The sequence below is a fragment of the Colwellia polaris genome (assembly GCF_002104515.1).
Taxonomy (GTDB): Bacteria; Pseudomonadota; Gammaproteobacteria; order Enterobacterales; family Alteromonadaceae; genus Cognaticolwellia; species Cognaticolwellia polaris.
This window is the reverse complement of sequence record NZ_NBOE01000012.1, coordinates 120,359-140,909: the sequence shown is the minus strand read 5'-3', so window position 1 is coordinate 140,909 and position 20,551 is coordinate 120,359. Positions and strand designations below refer to the sequence as shown.

Annotated in this window: 12 protein-coding genes and 1 other RNA gene; 7 read left to right on the top strand and 6 right to left on the bottom strand. The window is 38.1% G+C overall.

All coding sequences use genetic code 11. The annotated features are described in order from the left end of the window. Positions 1-154: 154 nt before the first annotated feature. A complete protein-coding gene (locus B6A32_RS16225) occupies positions 155-3,238 on the bottom strand; it encodes a TonB-dependent receptor (RefSeq protein ID WP_158088503.1) in 3,084 nt (1,027 codons plus the stop codon). Positions 3,239-4,741: 1,503 nt separating this feature from the next. Here B6A32_RS16225 and putA point away from each other — a divergent pair. Next, entirely contained in the window at positions 4,742-8,566 is a 3,825-nt protein-coding gene (gene putA, locus B6A32_RS16220; protein ID WP_085305963.1) for a bifunctional proline dehydrogenase/L-glutamate gamma-semialdehyde dehydrogenase PutA, read from the top strand. A 384-nt stretch (positions 8,567-8,950) separates the two neighbouring features. On the opposite strand, the gene B6A32_RS16215 is transcribed toward putA, so the two are convergent. Further along, positions 8,951-9,679, bottom strand: coding sequence for a DUF1499 domain-containing protein (locus B6A32_RS16215; protein ID WP_085305962.1), 729 nt, complete (start codon positions 9,677-9,679; stop codon positions 8,951-8,953). A 502-nt stretch (positions 9,680-10,181) separates the two neighbouring features. Here B6A32_RS16215 and B6A32_RS16210 point away from each other — a divergent pair. Then, positions 10,182-10,592 (top strand): GFA family protein, encoded by a 411-nt coding sequence (locus B6A32_RS16210; protein ID WP_085305961.1) that lies wholly within the window; start codon positions 10,182-10,184, stop codon positions 10,590-10,592. Between the two features lie 151 nt (positions 10,593-10,743). Here the strand turns inward: B6A32_RS16210 and B6A32_RS16205 are convergent, their stop codons facing one another. Next, complete coding sequence (locus B6A32_RS16205) at positions 10,744-11,373, bottom strand: DUF5610 domain-containing protein (protein ID WP_085305960.1); 630 nt, start codon at positions 11,371-11,373, stop codon at positions 10,744-10,746. Positions 11,374-11,659: 286 nt separating this feature from the next. On the opposite strand from B6A32_RS16205, the gene B6A32_RS16200 reads away from it, so the two are divergent. Then, positions 11,660-11,977 carry a hypothetical protein gene (locus B6A32_RS16200; RefSeq protein WP_085305959.1) on the top strand — a complete coding sequence of 106 codons (318 nt, stop codon included), beginning with the start codon at positions 11,660-11,662 and terminating at the stop codon, positions 11,975-11,977. Between the two features lie 184 nt (positions 11,978-12,161). Here the strand turns inward: B6A32_RS16200 and B6A32_RS16195 are convergent, their stop codons facing one another. Beyond that, on the bottom strand, positions 12,162-13,538 hold the full coding sequence (locus B6A32_RS16195) for an FG-GAP repeat domain-containing protein (protein WP_085305958.1): 1,377 nt from the start codon (positions 13,536-13,538) through the stop codon (positions 12,162-12,164). A 157-nt stretch (positions 13,539-13,695) separates the two neighbouring features. Between B6A32_RS16195 and B6A32_RS16190 the strand changes: the two genes are divergently transcribed. After that, positions 13,696-15,777, top strand: coding sequence for a winged helix-turn-helix domain-containing protein (locus B6A32_RS16190; RefSeq protein WP_085305957.1), 2,082 nt, complete (start codon positions 13,696-13,698; stop codon positions 15,775-15,777). Between the two features lie 360 nt (positions 15,778-16,137). Here the strand turns inward: B6A32_RS16190 and rnpB are convergent. Further along, positions 16,138-16,570: RNase P RNA component class A (gene rnpB, locus B6A32_RS16185), an RNA gene on the bottom strand. A 100-nt stretch (positions 16,571-16,670) separates the two neighbouring features. Between rnpB and B6A32_RS16180 the strand changes: the two genes are divergently transcribed. Then, a complete protein-coding gene (locus B6A32_RS16180; RefSeq protein ID WP_233131449.1) occupies positions 16,671-17,327 on the top strand; it encodes a glutathione S-transferase family protein in 657 nt (218 codons plus the stop codon). A 55-nt stretch (positions 17,328-17,382) separates the two neighbouring features. Here the strand turns inward: B6A32_RS16180 and rsmI are convergent, their stop codons facing one another. After that, positions 17,383-18,234: a 16S rRNA (cytidine(1402)-2'-O)-methyltransferase gene (rsmI, locus tag B6A32_RS16175; protein WP_085305956.1), complete on the bottom strand. Its 852-nt coding sequence runs from the start codon at positions 18,232-18,234 to the stop codon at positions 17,383-17,385. A gap of 77 nt (positions 18,235-18,311) precedes the next feature. Between rsmI and B6A32_RS16170 the strand changes: the two genes are divergently transcribed. Together B6A32_RS16170 and B6A32_RS16165 are read left to right on the top strand one after the other, a co-directional pair. Beyond that, positions 18,312-20,174 (top strand): penicillin-binding protein activator, encoded by a 1,863-nt coding sequence (locus B6A32_RS16170; protein ID WP_158088502.1) that lies wholly within the window; start codon positions 18,312-18,314, stop codon positions 20,172-20,174. Further along, positions 20,161-20,535: a YraN family protein gene (locus B6A32_RS16165; RefSeq protein WP_085305954.1), complete on the top strand. Its 375-nt coding sequence runs from the start codon at positions 20,161-20,163 to the stop codon at positions 20,533-20,535. The genes B6A32_RS16170 and B6A32_RS16165 overlap by 14 nt, the downstream gene beginning before the upstream one ends. Positions 20,536-20,551 lie beyond the last annotated feature (16 nt).

Sequence of the window (20,551 nt, the reverse complement as noted above, 5' to 3'; positions counted from 1 at the left end):
TAAGTCTGGATCACAATAAAGTTTCATGGCTTATGAAGCGTGCGGTTACTATAAAGTAGGACGTTATTCATAATAAAAAGCCCTGCTTACTTATGTAAACAGGGCTTTTTTATAGCTTACTATTTGTAACTTAAAATTTATAACTTACAAGAAATTAAAACTTAGCTTTAACACCTAAATAAAATTTAGGTCCTGAGCGAGAGTAATCCGATATTGTAGAGTCGTTACCACGGGTCATCACTTGTGGCTCATCTAAAATATTTAGTGCTTTTAAAGATACTGACACCTGCTTTGACACTTTATATTTAATGTTAAAATCTACGTAATCACTGTCTTGCACATAACGGTGCGAGCGTGATGGAAATGGCAAGTTATTCGGTTGAAAATACTTTGAACGATACTTATAAAGCAAGCGCATTGAAAGTTTATCACCTTCCCAGTAAACAGAAGCAGAGGCTACATTTTTAGAGAAACCAAATAAGTTAGCATCAGCCACTAAACCTGGGCTACCTGGCTCTGGTGTTACAAAGTCTGAGTCTGCATAGTTATAGGCAATTTTCGCACCTAAACCACTCCATATTCCTGGTAATTCTGTAAAGTGTTTTTGAGCCGTTAACTCAACACCACGAATAGTTGAAGAGTCGTTCGATGTTTGTACCGTTGAGTGTGTTACATCTGGGAATGTTGTGTCTTCCCCGTCAAGTGAAACTATTATATCTCTATTTTCTTGTACCGTTTCATAGCCACCTGTAAAGCTTTTATTATAAAGCGCTAGGGTTACCGCAGCATCGTTACTTGGGTAATACTCAAGCGAAACCTCAACGTTATTAGATAAATAAGGTTTCATGTGATTACCGTTAGCCGTACCACTAGAAATTGATTCAGAGTAATTATTATTACAGCTCTCATCTTCGCTTGACGAAGTACAAATATCGTAGCTTACACCTGCCGACATAGCATTCATTTGAAAACGTGACATAGCTCTATAAAGTGCAGTTTTCAAATACCATTCGTCGTTCAACTGAAAGGTTAAGTTTAAGCTTGGCAGCACTTCGGTGTAACTTGAGTCTAGTGTTACATCTTCAATTTCGCCTGTGGTGTTTATTTCAGTTACAAAAGTGCCGTCTTCAGCGGTAGTAATAAAAACTTTATCACCGTAGCCGTCAGAATGTGTTTCAGTTTTAACAACACGCACACCTATATTACCCGTTACCGGATAATCGCCCCATTGAGTATCGATATCAGCCATGGCATAAATTGCGCTGATTTTCTCTTCTACAATACGGTCAGCGCCGTCACGTTTATCGTTGCGCTCGCCAATATCATAAAAGCTTGTATCACCGTTATTTCCTGGAATTTGACCTAACATTTGTCCAATAAAACACTTGGCGTCGTAAGTAACAAAATCGCCCGGACCGCCACCTTCTTCATCAAATAAGTTGTCGTTTTGGTGGTTATTAAAACAATTACTCACAATACCGTCAGTTAATGCTAAGTAACTGGCCACATTATTTTCGTCCCAGTTGTCATCTTCAGTGTCAGTTGAGCCCGTTTTTTGACTACCATCACTTAAGCGAAGAGAAACATCGTTAGTTTGTTCATCAATTAAATTTTCTTTTGAAAAACGAACACCAGCTTTAATATTGGCAAAAATGTCATGATCAAGCGTGTATTCAGCATCAAACTTAAACGCTAAAATTTTATCTTCTCGCTCATCATTGGCACGGCGATATTCAGCATATGCTCCGCCATCTGCACTCAAGAATGACTGCACATTGTTTGGATCAAAAACTTCTGATGCATTGTAACCAGCATCACCAACACCATTTCTGTTGTTATCTAACCAGGTAAGTGTTGGAACGTTAGTGTCACGCGCGTCAAACTCGTATTGATAACGGGCTTCTGATTTGAACTTCGAACGATGACGAACTCTGTATCGATATGACTTTGAATATGAAAAGTCTGCCGCCAGTTTTAAGTTATCTGTAGGGTAGTATTCAAAGTTAATACCACCGCCATCATAGTCATCAACTTGGTTTCTGCTCTCACCTAATAGTTGAGGCTTAGCTTCACCGGTTGCATATAGCAAGGTATGATCATCAGCAATAATATGGTCGGCTAATTTTCTGCGACGATTATCAATACCAAATTCCATACGTTCTTCAGTATATTCTAATCGTGAGTTTTGATAATCAAGGTTAATATCCCACTGATCGTTAGGCTGCCATTGAAAAGTTGCAACGACACTGGTGCGAGAATCTTCATCTTCACCGGTACGCCAGTAGGCATCATTAGGTACATAGAAAATTGAGCTTTGATCAAAGTCTGAAAGATCTGTATCTTTACCTAATTCAGGTGAGCGACCTTGACGACCACTAGAAACTGCTTGGTTACCATCATCACACTCATTTTCATCCGGCACAATTGTATTGCCAGAAGAATCTTTAAGTGCACAGGCTTGCATTTGAGAACTACCACCGTAATTTTCTTCCGGGTTTGAGTCATCAGATGAAACAACGCCTAACGTAAAACCCATATTACCGAAGTCTTCTGTTTCCCAACTTCTAACGGTAGAAATAACAAACTTATTACCCCACGGGTTAACATTTGCGCCATCTACATCACCGTAATATGAATTATATATTCCCGTTGCTTCAACGGTAGTTTCGTTTTTTCCGTAATCAATAGCACGTAATGCTGCAACTTCGATGGTGCCTGATGTACCACCTTCAACTAAATCGGCTTGTTGCGATTTATAAATAACGACCTTATCAACTAAATCTGAAGGGAATTTTTTAAAGTTTACTGCACGCCCGGTACCCGCATTAGTAATAGTACGACCGTTAAACGTTGCATAGCCCCAGTAAGAGCCTAAACCACGTATAGATACTTCGTTTTGGCTACCTTTTAATCTATGGCTAGAAGCGCCTGAAATATTTTCGATGATATCTGCTAAAGATAAACCGGGTAAATCACCAAAGTCTGCAGCAGCAATAGCATCAACAATGGCGGTTGTGTTTTTCTTTTCGTTAAGCGAGCGTGTCATAGTTCCACGCATGCCGCTGACTTCAATAACTTCTATGCTACTTTCTTTTGCCGCTTCACTAGTGCTTTCTTGCTCTTGTGCATAAACAGGTGCTGATAATAAAGTAACCAATGCAGAGCTTAATAGTGCAGATTTACCCTTAGCATTAAGCCCTTTTACTCTTAGCACGTTACTAATTTTATTCAATTTCACGTCACTCTCCCCAAGTTCCATTTATCTATTTTTTTTTTAGTTTTATTGCTTAAAACGTAAAACCCATTTACCACAACTTGATTCAAATCTAACCAATTAACATTAACATGTCAATTAAGTAAACTAACCAAACAAACAAAAACACAAGGGAATTGTTATTACCAATAATAAAAAAAGGGCCAAAAAAACTGACTTAATCTATACTTGGAGGCTCAATATTTAAAATATATTTAAGTAAAGGTGCTAATAAAACGGCTTAATATAAATATCATAATTACATTACAGGTATTGATGTTAGCGATACCTTCAAGCACCTCTACTTATTCTATATCAGCATTTAAACGCTGGTATTTTCAGTTAGCTTGAATTAACACTTAAGGCGAAAATTAATGACCAGTGAAAGAGAAAAGGAAAGTAAGGAAAAGTAGCTAAGACGCAGTAAAGACGTGGTAGCATCAACGTCATGAACACGCCAGCACACACCACCATCAACTATTACCAATAGTTATTACCAATAGTTATTACCAATAGTTATCACCAAAAAGTTATGTGCAACCATTAGCGATAGTCATAAACAGGTTTTGACTTACATACGCTTCTAATACCTGATGACACAACTTATGTGTAATGTTACCCACAGCTACTAATATTCAATGCTATAAATTATTACAGATTAAGCACTAGGTTGGTCTTTACGTGAATATAATTATCTTCTGGTGCAATTATCTTCTGGTCCAATTATATTTTCACACCTATTCGTTTTACAGTTATTCGTTTTACAGTTATTGCTTTTTAAAAACTTAATCATCACGATAAAGTGCAAAAATATATCTAACCTTTTTCCTTACCTACAATGCAACATTAGTGGACAAAGCAATTATAGTGCATGAAAACGGCGCTTCGACCATACTCTGGTTACTTAACCTATCAGGCACTATTCAAAATAATGGTATTTCAAAAGTAATGAAGAGTAGCGTTAAAATGAAGCGGAATTTCTCTACAACTTATGGTTATATAAGGCTTTAGCTAACTACAGCTAAGTTTTCAAGAAATTAAGAATATATATAATTGAAAAAGCTATTAGAGCAAGCGGTTACTTTATTTTTTTATGGCCCTTGCAACTGCCCTAAGCGATTCCCTTAAATTTACGATAAATTTTAGCCAAACACCTAGCTAAACCTATGCTTTATTTCTAACGTTATTAACCTATATTTAAACTTCCATCATTTACTTAATATTAATTGCAAATATATAAAATATTTCCATTAAGTTCCTAACGGTTCAATAGTTTTTCTAAACTGGGGAAATACAGCTATAGCATTGAATACAGCCTAAACGTATTTTATTTGGTGATATGAAATTTTTGCACTATTTAAAATGGTTTAAAACTAAAATTTAACTAGCACATACGGTTAAGTTTTCATTAGAATGCACGAATTATTTCTATTGTAACTATCGCTAACGATTACCAGGCTATTCGTTAGTCACTTTGAGGAAAAGCATATGCTTTTTAATGGTTCATTTATCTCAGATTGCCCTATTCGTCAAAAAATTCGTGAATTTTATCGAATTGATGAAAATACAGCGGTAGATCATATTTTACCCCTTGCTGAAGTTAATGTTAGCGCCCGTAGTCGTGCATGGGAACGTGCACGTAAAATGGTATTAAAAATACGCCATGATCAGTCTGGCAACGGCGCAATAGATGCCTTATTAAATGAGTATTCATTATCAAGTGAAGAAGGCGTAGTGTTAATGTGTTTGGCCGAGGCATTATTACGCGTGCCTGATAAACACACACAAGATGCCTTAATTCGCGATAAAATTTCACAAGGACAGTGGAGCAGTCATTTAGGCAGCAGCGACTCTTTATTTGTGAACGCATCTTCGTGGGGACTATTAATTACCGGCACTATGGTTAATTATGCCGATAAACGCCAGCAAGCACGCTTTGGGTTATTAAAGAAAACCATTGGCCGCTTAGGCGAACCTGTTATTCGTAAATCAATGAATTACGCCATGAAAGTAATGGGTAAACAGTTTGTCATGGGTGAAACCATTACTGCAGCAACAGAGCGCGCTGCAGATAAAGAGCAAAAAGGTTACGTATATTCATACGATATGCTTGGCGAAGGCGCCAGATCAATGAAAGACGCCCAGCGTTATTTAAAAGCTTACCAAGATGCCATCGACGTTATCGGTAAAGTAGCCGTTGCTTCAGGTAAAAACGATCCGCGCAAAGTGCCAGGCATTTCAGTAAAGCTTTCTGCTATTCACCCGCGTTACGAGTTCACTCATAAAGCACGTGTAATGGCTGAAATAGTGCCAAAATTAAAGGCATTATGCTTACAAGCAAAACAATACAATATAGGTTTAACCGTTGATGCAGAAGAGTCAGAGCGTTTAGACATTTCACTAGATATTATTGAAGCGGTATTTAGCGACAGCGATTTAGGCGACTGGGGCGGATTTGGTATTGCACTACAAGCCTATCAAAAACGCGCTATTTTTGTAGTAGATTGGTTACGCGATTTAACAGTACGCGTTGACCGTAAAATGATGGTTCGTTTAGTAAAAGGCGCTTACTGGGACACTGAAATTAAAAATGCCCAAAAAGATGGTCATCAGCACTTTCCAGTTTTCACTCGTAAGTCATCAACGGATGTTTCATATCACGCCTGTGCCAATAAATTACTTGAATACCGAGATACTATATATCCACAATTTGCTACACACAATGCTTACAGTGCAGCAACCATTGTTGAATTGGCTGGCGATGATAAAGAAGGCTTTGAATTTCAATGTTTACACGGCATGGGCGACTCGTTATACGACCAAATTGTGTCACTGGAAAGTATTCAATGTCGTATCTACGCACCTGTAGGTCATCATGAAGATTTATTGGCTTATTTAGTACGTCGTTTATTAGAAAATGGCGCTAACTCATCGTTTGTAAATGCCATTGTAGACGAGTCTCAGCCGGTTGAGTCATTACTTGAAGATCCCGTTGAAAAAACTCAACGTTTAAAAGATAAGTACAACCAACAAATTATTAAACCGATAGCGCTATACCATGACCCTAAAGGCTTAGGTCGCGATAACTCTAAAGGTTTAGACTTAACTGATATCAGTGCTATAACGCCATTAAAAGCCGCGTTAGACAACTGGTTTGAAAATAATAAACTTAACGCTAGCGATATTCCTGTAGGCGCAGTTGCAGTAAAAAATCCAGCGAATCATAGTGAAATAATTGGTTTTCATCAGCATCACGATAAAGATGCCATGTTAGCCATGATTGATACTGCACAAGCAACGTTTCCTTCGTGGTCACAAACACCGGTTGCTGAACGTGCTGCTTTATTATGTCGTGTTGCCGATATTCTTGAACGACACACCGACGAACTGATCGCATTGTGTATTAAAGAAGCCGGTAAAATTGCCCAAGACGGCATTGACGAAGTGCGCGAAGCGGTAGATTTTTGTCGCTACTATGCAGAAAAAGCGATTGAAATTGCCGCTGATGAACGCCTGGAAGCGCGTGGTGTTGTGCTATGTATCAGCCCATGGAACTTCCCATTAGCTATATTTTTAGGCCAAGTTGCTGCAGCTATTGCAACGGGTAATACGGTTTTAGCAAAACCAGCAGAACAAACCAGCTTAATTGCGCTTCGCACCATAGAGTTAATGAAATCAGTTGGCTTGCCTGAAGGTGTTGTACAAGCGGTTATCGCTCGTGGTAGTGAAGTAGGTAGCGTAATTATACCTGACGAGCGAGTACAAACCGTTATGTTTACTGGCTCTACACAAACCGGCACCATTATTTCGCAAACGCTAGCAGCCCGAGGCGGTGACCAGGTACCGTTAATTGCGGAAACAGGTGGTCAAAACTGTATGATCGTTGACTCAACTGCTCTACCTGAGCAAGTAGTAGACGATGTTATTTCTTCAGGGTTTCAATCAGCAGGTCAACGCTGTTCTGCACTGCGCGTATTGTTTTTACAAGAAGATATTGCTGACGGCGTAATTAACATGCTAACCGGCGCATTAGCTGAATTGCATGTTGGCGACCCTGCGCAATTAAGCACAGATATTGGTCCGGTAATTGACGAAAAAGCCTTGGCATCACTTAACGCTCATAGCGACTATATGCAAAAGCATGGCAAGCTATTATACCAATGCAAAATTGCAGACGACGTAGCAAGCAACGAGCAATTCTTCTTCGCTCCTCGCTTATATGAAATCAACGACATCAATGTTCTAAAACAAGAAGTTTTCGGCCCATGCGTGCATATAGTACGCTTTAAAGGTGACGAAATAGAGCAAGTGGTTGATAAGGTTAATGGTACTGGTTTTGGTTTAACTATGGGTATTCATACTCGTATTGAACACCGCGCTTTTGATTTAGCTAAACTATCACGTGCAGGTAACGTATATATTAACCGCAACATGATTGGTGCAATTGTTGGTGTTCAACCTTTTGGTGGTCGTGGCCTTTCAGGTACAGGCCCTAAAGCAGGTGGACCAAATTACTTAACCCGTTTGGTAATCGAAAAAGCAACGCCTGACGCTGAACAATTTAACTTGTTACCTTCGCAGGTAGAAGCATTAGACGGCGACAACAAGTCAGATGCCGAATCAATACTATTTATGGACAAAGCGAATGCAGCCGAGAAAAACTGGCGTTTAACAGAGTTAAACACCCGTATTTCATGTGTGCGCCAATTACTGGCAAAAATTGCCCATGTTGGCATTGTTGATGATTTAGCAGACGATTTAAATAGTACATTAACATCAGCGCGTTCACAGTTAATTGATATTGAAAAGCGCATGAAAAAGCCAACGTTCTTGCCAGGCCCAACAGGTGAATCTAATATTCTATATTTAGAAAACCGCGGTAATATCATTTGTTTTGCCGATGCAACCGTAAGCTTTCACTTCTGGGTACTTTCAATTGTAACGGCATTAGCTACGGGTAATACCGTAGTAAGTGTTGTATCAGACTTGTACTACGATGAAGCGATAGCGTTTAGAGATAAGTTTCTTTCTACTGGCGTTGAAGAAGGCGTATTCCAAGTAGCGCGCTTGCGTCATTTATCAACCATGTTATCGCATAATGCGTTATCAGGTGTAGTGGTTGACAGTAACTGTGATCGTAAACATTACATCAGTGAAAAGCTTGCTGAACGTGAAGGTGCAATTTTGCCAGTGATCAGCTCAGAGTACTTTGATAGCTTGATTCAACGTTTGTTAACTGAAAAAACCGTGAGTATTGATACTACGGCCTCAGGTGGTAACACATCATTAATGACTTTAGTTGAAGAAGACTAACGCGATAGGTTATTTACCAACAAGTAAGTAAACCATAAGTAGAATAAATTAAGCCGAGTAAGAAGTTTTTTCTTACTCGGCTTTTTTAATTAAGTTTCTCGTTAATTACTAATTTATAGGCAACAATGTATAGGCAACAGTTTACAAGCTGACACTCATTATTTTTGTTAATTTTTCATGTAAGATGAATGTCGACATTGATTACTGCTTTGACTTGTTATCTGCATAATTAATTTTAAGCGATACTGTTTTTTCTATATCTTTCATTAAGTAGGGTCAGATACACATTAATGTAATCAATATCAGGGCATTATTAGCCATGTAAGTTGAGCAAGAAAATGGCTTGCTCAACTTTGTTGATTAAACTTAAGATCAGTAATGAGGTTACTGGTTAGAGAAAGCAGCGATAAATTTTTCTACTCGTGCAGCGTTAGCACCTAAGTCTGTACCACCAACACGCGAGATTGAACGCAAATCGATAACACTAGTTGCCCCAACCGTTTGAACACGAATAGCAATGTCGTCTTTAAATGCCCACAGAGCTGTGGTATCAACCGCTTCAATAAGTCCTTGCTGTTCATTTTTCGCGACAACATCCCAACCTAAGCTCAATGCAATATCTACAGCCTTAGCAAACGCTTGGCCTTTATCTAATTCACTGATAATCGGTTTTAATTTTGGATAAGCAGCCAATTGCATCGGCGCAAGCTTAGCTTGGTCATAAGTTAACGGGTTACTGTTGTCACCACGAAGCGCAATAATAGCGTCAAATTTAGGTAAATTAACCGTATCTGTAGTTACCTGATGGATAAAAGGTAATGATTTTGCTTTCGCCGCCTGCATCGATAAAGCTATAGCCGGTATTGCTGATAATATAGCGATAACAGCACAGCGTTTTGCCAACGGATATTGCTTCTTGAACAAGGTAAATAGACCAAGCAATAACGCGATTACTAATACGGCGATACTGGCATAGCCGGTATATTTAATAATTTGAAAAGACGTTGCCATTGGCCATAATTCCATTCGATAAGCAATTACAGCAATTGGAAAGCCCAACAGCAAAGGAATAACAACAGCTTTTAAAGCTTTAGTGATGGTGTTAATTAACATAAATATTCTCGTCTTTTTTTGTATTGCTATAGATTATATTATTTCTATAGCGTTAATTTTAATTCTAATCGCTATAACCGCTCTGCGAGTATTAGCTACTTGCAAACAGTATTCTGTCACTTAAACAACGATATAAAAAGTTATTTGTTGGTTTCATATTATGAATACATGCAACAAAGGAACAGCTGATCATTATATTTTGAAGCTTAAATCTATTCGTTTGAAGATCTATGCTTTTCACTGTTACCTTAAACACCACCTTGATATAGTGTGATAAAAACACAGTTGTTTAGTCATACAGATAACGATGAATAAAAGATCAGTTAAGATGATGTTTTAGGTTAACTTTAAAAAATTATCATACGAAGCTTTTTACCAAATTAATTGCAAAGGTAGTTAAGTTATACGCCTTAAGGAATATGCCTTACGTAACCATTGCTTTAGCATCTACTCGCTGTTGATAAGTAAAGAAAGTTTTTAACATTAAAGAGTAAATTAAATAATGACAATAAAAATCAGTGGAAGTTGTTTGTGCAAAAAAGTGTCGAGTACAGTTGAAGGGCCTTTTAATAAGTTTTATCAATGTTACTGTGACAGGTGTCAGAAAAAAACAGGCTCAGCATTTGCCGCGTTAATGTTTACTACACCGGAAAAAATTCAGTGGCACTCAGGGCAAGCGTTAATCAAACGCTTTGATTTACCTGACGCGCAACGATTTAGTAATTGTTTTTGTAGTGAATGTGGCTCTCAGGTGCCGTATATCAGCAGAGATGGAGCATTTTTAATTGTGCCTGCAGGTTATGTTAATGGCGACCCTGGCATACGACCAGCAGCCAATATTTTTTGGGCAGAGCGACCTTGTTGGTTCGAAGATGGCAAACAAGCAGAAAACTTTGATGAATACCCAACATAGCTTTTTTTGTAACTACGACAATATGTAAATGAGTATCGCTGCGCTAGTTAAGCTAGCGCAGCGATATAATAACTTTTAATCGCTTTTTTTACTTGTTCTTAACTTGTTTTTAGCTTGTTATTGCCTTGAAGGTTTAGCTTTCTAGTTCAGTTTACGTTTCAGTTTCTTGCTCATCTTTAGCTTTTAAGGCATCAACAAAAGCCTGTATCCCTGATTGCACGAGTTCATAAGTTTTATCAATAGTTTCAGACACTTCACCTTCTAATACTTTTAAGCCGCCTAAAACTTCTTTCGCTTCATCAAAGCCTTGGTCAATACCGCTGCTAATAATATCTACAAAAGCGGTTAGTGACTCTTCTTCACTCATATCAGGATTTTGTTCGCGAAAAGCCCCTAAAAACTGGGTGCTAAATGAAACAATGCGTTCAGCGGTTGCTTCAGGGCTGAAATCAACACCTGACTCGTAGGTCTCTTCAACTTTGTTTTCAACACCTGAAGCTTGCAGTGCTTCATTTATTCCTTGTAACGCTGCTTTTAATGTTAATGCCAGCGGCTGATCACCAACGCTTGTACTGTATTTTAGTGAAGATTCTATAATGGCTGCGTTGAGCTGTTTTTTACTACTTAATGAAATTGAGTCAGGCGATGCGGTAACTTTTTTATCTTGCGCAGGCTCTGATAGCGATTTATCAACCGCTTTATTGTCAGCACTATCGGGTTTTTTTGCTAACGATCTAACCTCTTGGCTGTATGTATCATTAGGCTTTATAGGAGAGCTCATAAAAATAACCTCGTATTTTCAAAAACGTGTCTACGGTATCGGCACATTGGAGTATAACTTAAGTTTTATTCTGTATATATTCTATACATCACCAAAAATAGTTATACGCAGTTTACTTCAGCTAAGTGCTTATGAGCCGTGGTGTCGGTATCATTAAACTATGTCAGTATTTCATTTTAAGCTTCGCTTTAAAAATATAACATCAGTAATAATGCAGTTCTTTCTATCAGTTATTTGCATTAATATATCTATATTGCAAAGCAACTTTAGAATGTGACATTAAAAATTGACTTTAAAAGTAGATTTAAAACAATTTCTTGACGAAAATGGCAACGAGTTAGCCTTGACTGCTCAAGCAAAAACCGTATTCAATTTCATTAGTAAAATAGTGTTGGCAGTTACTGAGCAGATAGCACAACCATTAGTAGAAATAGATTTAAAATGCGCTACTCGAGCTGAAAACCTTAATTGTGAAGGAAGTATTGAAGCAAGTTACCAAACACAAAACCTAATTCATTGGCAATGCGACTGTTGTGAGGCAAATGGCAGTATTTCGAATTGGAAATTTAGTAAATGGGACAAACAATTACGCGTGCTTCATTAAAAATTAGTGCTCATTATTACTTGTCAGGTTTATACACAAAAAGGCCTAGATATAGCTATCGAGGCCCTTAATCAAATTAATGTGGTAGAGCGAAAAGTTAGCCATTTTAGCTGCTAACTTTTCGCTTTTAACTTCTAACCTCTAACTTCTACCTTTTAAGCACCACAGCTTTTTACCCATTGAACTACGGCGTAAATCTTAATCTTTTATTTAACGAAATCGCCACAATTAGCAACAAGAACCATGACATTGAACCTCCCCCTGATGAAGAGCTGCTCTTAGTTTCTTCTGGCTGCGCAGGTGCAGGCGCAGGTGTAGGTGCCGGCGTAGAAGAAGTTGCTTGAATAAATTCTGCTGTTAAAGAAATGTTACTGCCTTGGTTGACAATACAGTCTGAGTAACTAAGCGTTTTAAAATAGTAGAACTGCAAAGCATTAAACTCACCCGTTGCAATATCTGCATAGCCGTCGGCATCTATATCTACAATTGCCGTGGCGGTAACTCCGTCGTCAGGATTAGCAATAATTTGCGCAGGTGAATAGTTTTGATTTCCTTGATCGATATACAAAGCTAAATTTGCAGGACGGTAGTTAGCCGCTAATAGGTCCATAGTGCCATTGTTATCAATATCGCCAAACGCTACACCATAACTCGATGCGCTAGCATCAAGAACCGTTCGAGTTGAGTTTTGATAGACCGCTATATTTTTTTCTACAATTTCAGCAGCAGCAACCACTAAAGAAGAGTCGGCATCAAGGTATGCATCTAATGTTATAGCTGCATTATTAGAAAGGGTTTTATCTAGTGTAAAAGTATTATTATTATTTAAATAAACTTCAGTCTTGGCTTCACTTATACTGCTTACTAACGCAAATAAGTCCCCAGTGGTGTCTGCTGAAAACGAAGAAACCACTAAATCTGGCGCTTGATCGTCATTAATGTCAAGCACGGCAATTGCGTAAGGTCTAATGTTACCAATAACAATATCGTCGCTAAAGGTTAGCTCACCGTTGCCATCGTTGAGGTATAACTTTAATTTTCGGCTGCCAAAAACAGCCACAACTAAATCTTGATCACCATCGTTATCCCAGTCATAAAATGCTAAAGCTGAAGGATAATTTAAGTTAGAAACAACTTCTTTTTTAGCAAACCGACCTGCTCCATCATTAGTTAATGTAGATACCTTGCCATCAAACAAGCTGATCATCGCTAAATCAGAAAACCCATCGCCATTAATATCTGCACTATCAAGTGTTTTCGCCCCGCCTGATGCGCCAACTAACCCCAATTGGCTAGGATTTACTATCACGCCATTACCCGCATCACATTGTTGGCCACTCCAACCATTAAACTTCCAATTAGTGTCAGCTTGTGCAACTAAGGTATTGGTTTGCGATTTATTATCTATACTGCAACTTTCTGTACAATCAATACTTGCTTCAACAGAGCGTATGGTTCCTTGCCCAATTATTTCAATATCAATAACATCTGCTCTTGCACTGGCACTGTTTAAAACAGCGATAGCAATGCTACTTCCGATTATTTTTTTTATAAATTTCATATAATCACTTTCCTTTTTGTTCCAAAATAACTTGATACATATTTTCAGCGTATTTTGTAAACAATCGGTTGCTACAGAACAATGATTTTGTCATTATGAAGTTATGATGAATATATTTGTTATTTAAAAACAGTAAATTAACAAGGAAAACAATTAAATGGATAGTTTTAAACTATCAGAATTTTGGGTACAACCAGCACACAATAAACTAGAGTTAAATGACAAAGTTTACAAAGTAGAACCTAAGATCATGGAGGTTTTATGTTTTTTAGTGAAGCATCAAGGGCAAGTTGTTAGTCGAGAAACTATCGCGCAGTCATTATGGTCAGAAACTGTTGTTGGCAATGATGTTATTACTCGCGCCGTTTTCGAATTAAGAAAAATTTTAAATGACTCCGCTCAACACCCAAAATTCATCGAAACAATAGCACGAAAAGGCTATTGTTTTATTTATCCATTAGAAGAGCCACTAAAGCTCAACAAAACACAACAAACTCAAGATATTCAACCTCTCATCGGTGATGCACCTACAAAGCAACGTTGGCATATAAAGTGGCTAGTCCTAGTAATTATTGTGGTCGCGTTCATAGCAAGCTTAACGGTTAATCACTTTTATTTTGTAGAAAGTCAAACTAACTGGCGAGATTATAATTATAGGCCAAGTCAGTTAACTAATTTTGATTCTTATGCTGAAATGCCCGCTTTAAATCAAACCGAAGATAAAATGCTATTTGTCTCTTCAGCAGCCTACAATGCTGAATTTAACACATTGGCGTTGATGGACTTAAAAACCAATAAAAAAACGATAATCTCTGCACAACATGTAGAACACAGGTTTCCAACCTGGAGTAAAAAGAGCCAAGCCTTTTATTTTTTACAATGCACAAGAGGATCGTGTCAGTTAATTCAGCATGACATGTTAACAGGTCAGAATAAATCGCTATTAGACCAGCCATCAAGAATATATTCGTTTGATATCTCCCCCTCAGAAACTCAGGCAGTTATCGCATACAGAAACGGTAGAAAAATTGAGTTAGCGCTAGTGCCATTAGGACAAGCCGAACTAAAACCCTTAGCAATATCTAATAACAATCAAAGAATGCCTAAGTTTAGCCCTGATGGTAAAACTATATTTTTTGTCGAAAAACTAGTTGATGGTAGCACTAAACTTAATAGCTACAATATTGAGGAGCAATCAGTAAAAGCCATTAATTCGACTTTTCATAGTATTATGAGCATCGCTATTTCGAATGAAGAATTACTGATATCAGGCAAAAAAGATGGGCAGTTTTCTATTTGGTTGATGAACTTAGATTCTGGAGAAAAAACTCAGATAATAGAAAATATTAAAGGCGAATTTCAATCTGATATTGCTGTTACTTCTGATAAATCAAAAATAGCTTATAAAAACTGGCATAGAAACATTGCTATAGAAAATATCGGCATAGATACTACCCCAACAATGCTTAACAGTAATTCGCTAGATTTTAATGCGATTTACTCGCCTGAAAAACGAACATTTTATTCAGTATCAAACCGTTCAGGTGCTTTTGAAATATGGCAACATCAACAAACAATATCTCAGCAACTAACTCAGTTGAAAGCGAATAGTTTAGGCAGGCCTCTATTGTCGCCAGACAATAACAAACTAGCTTTTTTAGATAACAGCAATAAAGACAAACAACTGCTAATTTTAGATCTTGCATCCCAGCAGGTAGACGTAAGTTACACTGTGCCTCCTAATGCACATATACTTCACTGGTCTCCAGCAATGAACTCAATCTATTTAAGCATTAAAGACCAAGAACAATACACCCTGACTAAACTTAGCTTAGCTGAAGGAAAATTAATTAAACTGGTGATAAATGCTGGTGTCTATGCTGATGAATCAATAACCGGAAATGAAATAACCTACGTAGATATGTCTAATGGACATTTAATGAGACAAGACTCATCAGCACAAACATCAAGTATTGCAAATCTAAGCACCTTGAATGCCGCATTAGTTCAAGGTGGCATAATGCTCACAAAAGATTGGCTGTATTATGTTGTATACACAAGGCAAGGACCAAAAATAATGAGATATAATTTATCTTCTGGTCATAAAGAGCAATTTGTTCAACTCCCTGTTGGCAGCATTGTTACCCAAATAGGCGGGAAAGAAAGCCCGTATGTTATTTATGACATTTTACGTGAGGATAAATCTCAAATTATTCTTTTAGAAAAAGTAAATAAGTAACCTGAACTCTGGGTAATGAGTGCTTGAAAATCAAGTGAACCAAAAGCTTAGGTAATAAAGTAAATGCTATAGCCAAGTGAACATCACGAATAGATATAATCAATGCTTCATTTTATGCCATTTCCAAGGCAAAACGTTTATGAATAGCGCGCTATTTATCGACGTTTTAACGCAGAAAATGGCTTAAAAGGGAGCATTGAGCAAGTGCTGCTTATCCAGAGTTCAGGTTAAGTAGGGTCAGATACACATTAACTGATTTTAGAGCCGATCATAATCCGCTATAGAGCTAAAATAAAAATCTAGTCCTTAGATAAAGAAAAACCGCTTGATTACGTTTAAATAATCAAGCGGTATCTATAATTGGTGAGATTGACGCATAAGCCGGGTTTTGTATCTTTTCCGAAGAAAAGTGACAATCATTCGTCTAGGCCTTAAATCGCTCTAAGGCTCAAGCAACCTACCCGGTTTCCACGCGAGCCACGCTTATACTATGTTAACTTGCGTTAACCTAGTCATGAAACCCTATTTGGTCTTGCTCCGGGTGGAGTTTACCCTGCAATTACTGTTACCAGCAATCCGGTGCGCTCTTACCGCACCCTTTCAGCCTTACCTGTGAAGTTCCTAAGAACAACCATCGGCGGTCTTCTCTCTGCTGCACTTGTCGTGGGCTCGCGCCCCCCAGGCGTTACCTGGCACCCTGCTCATTGGAGCCCGGACTTTCCTCCCCCTTATCTGTCTACCCCTTATAAAATAAGTGATACAACGATAAAGCAGCGATTGTCTCGTCAACTCGGCGCGCATTCTACCCCATATTTTGCTTTAGGTCTAAATTAAATATCATTACGAGGTTTCATGCTGTTATAGTATTTAAAAAAATAATTTAGGACGACTTAATGATCGAACTTTGGCATTGTCATAATACCCGTTCACTGCGTGCTTTATGGGCTTTGGAAGAAATGCAATTAAACTACACGCTGCATACTTTGTCGTTTCCACCTCGAATTTTAGAAAAGTCCTATTTAGCGATAAACCCTTTAGGTACCGTACCTTTTTTGAAAGATAACGATACAGCGTTAACAGAGTCTAGCGCTATTTTGTTATATCTTGCAGAGCGTTATAACAAGAGTGATTTAAGTGTATCGGTAGCGCACCCAGAATATGGCGATTATCTTAATTGGTTATTCACTAGCGACGCTACCCTAACTTTCCCACAAACGTTAGTACTACGATACAGCCAGTTTGAACAAGCTGAACGCCAGCAACCACAAGTTGTTAAAGACTACGCCATTTGGTATTTAGCACGTTTAAAACGATTAAATAACCATTTAGAAAGCAATAACTTTTTAGTCGATAATAGATTTACCATCGCTGATATTAGTGTTGGTTATGCGCTTTACTTAGGCGAGTTACTGGGTTTAGCCACACAATATAAACCACAAACACTCGCTTATTTACAAAGACTAAAAAGCAGAAAAGGCTTTATGGCAATAAAAAATCTTGGCCAAGATGAGAGTAATTACAGCATAAAACCTATCGATATTAACTTATAGATATTAAGTTAAAGATATTAAGTTAAAGATATTAGTTAAAGATATTAGTTAAAGGCTATTCTTTCATGGCAAGCGCATACTCATACAAGGCATTTTTTTTCACGCCGTGAATTTCAGCGGCAATAGCACAAGCTCTTTTAGGTTTCATCTCACTTAATAATAACTTTAAGGTTGCAACCACATGAGCAGGAATATCATTAGGGTCGATTTTCTTACCTTCAATAATCAACACCATTTCACCTTTCAGTTGGTTTGGATCTGCCTGAAGAAAAGTTAATAAGTTATCCGCCGTATCTGAATGAATAGTTTCAAAGGTTTTTGTTAGCTCTCGCGCCATCACTACATAGCGATCACCGCCAAGGGTTTTGACAATATCTTCAACAGTATCAATAGCCCTGCGTGGAGCGTCATAAAACACTAGCGTACGTGTTTCGTTGGCTAATTCGGTCAATGTTGATTGTCTAGCGCCTGATTTTGACGGTAGAAAACCTTCAAATGTGAAACGGTCGGTTGGTAACCCGGCAACTGAAAGCGCGGCAATAGCAGCGCAAGCGCCTGGTATAGGAGAAACATTTAAACCTTGCTGACGACAATGACGAACCAGATGAAACCCTGGATCACTAATTAACGGTGTTCCGGCGTCTGACACCAAAGCAATGCTTTTACCTTCTGTTAATAAGGCAGCAATTTGTTCTTGTCGTTGGCGCTCGTTATGGTCGTGCATCGACATGGTTTTATTTTTTATCGAAAATGCAGATAACAAACGCTGCGTATGACGTGTGTCTTCACAGGCAATAATATCAACCTGTTCGAGTATCTCGCGCGCCCGTTGACTAATGTCGCCGAGGTTGCCAATAGGTGTAGCAACAATATATAAAGTGCTAGGCTGAATTTGAAAATCCGACATTATAAAATACTTGTGTTGAGACTGAAGAGGATGAAGTTTATTATAAAGCACTATTAAAAAGTATGGATTTATTAACTTTGACACTTACTAAATGGTTTTCGTCTTATAAAAGCGGCTTTTTTGCCTTCGCTGCGGTGGTTATTCTCGCCAGTTGTTCGACAACGAAACAAAGTAAACCAATAAAGTCAGCTAATAAAAAAGCTGACATCGTGCAAGCGACTGAAAAAGTTTTAACCGCAGAGCAATTAGTAGATAAAGCGTGGAAGCAAGTTTCTTCAAATCAGCAAGACGAAGCCATTTCTTCGTTATTACGTGCAAGCGAGCTATATTTATCTCAAGAAGCGCCCCATAAAGCACTTTGGTTAGCTAAACAACTTGCAGCGTTAGCACCTTCTCCTGCGCAGCAATATCATTTAGCCATTATTGAAGCTAAAAGTTATTTAGCGTTAGTAGAAAACCACAAGGCCTACCTAGCACTTGAAAACAGCGAAAAAATTAGAGCAACAGAAAAACTCGCTTACCGTGTTGATTATTTTCAAACCTTAGCTAATGTGCAATCACGCAGAGATCTACCTATTGCCGCGCTTAATGCAAACCTAAAAGCTTTTGCAAGTAACACACAAGCAACCGACAACGATATTGAGCTCATTTGGCAACAGTTTTGTCAACTGTCTCCTTGGCAGCTTCAGCAATTAGTTAAAATGTCTCCGCCTAATATTAAAGGTTGGAACAAGTTGATCACTTTTGCTAATAAATTTGGTCATGATGATACTAAATTCAAACGTTATTTAAGCCAATGGCAACGAGAATTTAGCACTCACCCTGCACAATACATTGTGGCTAATTTGACTCAAAAAGAGCCTACGCTAAACAATGAAATTGAAAATATAGCGGTTATAATTCCGCTTTCAGGTAAGCAAGAACGTGCAGGCAAAGTTGTACAGCAAGGTATACTTGCCGCTTATAATATTGAAAGCGGTAAAACCTTACATTTTATTGACTCAACTACTTTAGATATGAGTACGTTAAACGCTAAGTTACTCGAACTTAACATAGATTATGTTATTGGCCCGCTACTTAAGCAAAATGTCAGCAGTTACTTAGCGCAAACTGAAATAACAATGCCGACTCTATTACTTAATTTGCCAGCAAGTGTTGACTTATTGCCGCATCAAGTCGCACTTTCAATGCGCCCTGAAGAAGAAGCGATACAAGCAGCAACAACATTGAGTCGCCAACAGTATCAACACCCCATTATATTAAGTCACCAAGACAGCGCCAGCCGCCGTATTGCTCAAACCTTTAGCCAACAGTGGCAGCATATAACTGGTAAAACACCAGAAACGGTATTTTTTAATAGCGACGCTAAAATGCAGAACCAAATTAAAGCCAGTTTAGGTGTAGACCTAAGCCAGCAACGCACGAAAGACTTAAACCGACACATTAAATATTCGATTAAAAGTGAATTTCGGAACCGTCGTGATATCGACATGATTTACGTGGTGGGTTTACCGCTAGAGACTAAGTTACTAAAACCCTACATAGACGTAAACATTAGCCCTTTTGCAGACATTATCCCGGTATTTGCAAGTTCGCGTAGTCACAGTACTAAAATCGATAAAAGTGACAATCGTGACTTATCTGGCTTAGCCTTTACTGAAATGCCTTGGCAATTACGCAGTAAACAACAAAATAAAGTTTTAGCTGCACAAGCTAAGAAACTTTGGCCGAACCGAAGTGACAGCTTACAAACCATATTTGCCATGGGTTTTGACAGCTTAACCTTAGTCGATAAAATTTCTGCCATGCAAAATAAAACTTATGTGCGACATTATGGTCAAACTGGGATATTACAATTGGGTAAAGACAACATTTTAACCCGTAGTTTAATTTGGGGAAAATACAGTCGCAGCAAGGTGCAAGAATTTGCTATGGACTAATAAAACCAATACAGTCACTACTGGCAAAAATAGTGAGCAATTAGCCGCTCAGTATTTAATTACGCAGGGGCTGAAATTACAAACATGTAATTTTCAAAATCGCCGCGGCGAAATTGATCTCATCATGACTGAGAATGACATTTGGGTATTTGTCGAAGTTAAATACCGTAAGAATTCACATTTTGGTGGCGCTATTGCAGCGGTTTCAATTAAAAAACAACAAAAAATTAAACAATGTGCTGCATTTTATCTGCAACAAGCCGGATTAAATGAATATAATACCCCTTGCCGATTCGATGTAATCGCGATGCAAGGTGAATTAAATAATCCAGACATTACTTGGCTTAAAAATGCCTTTTGAGCAATATTTTTAACCA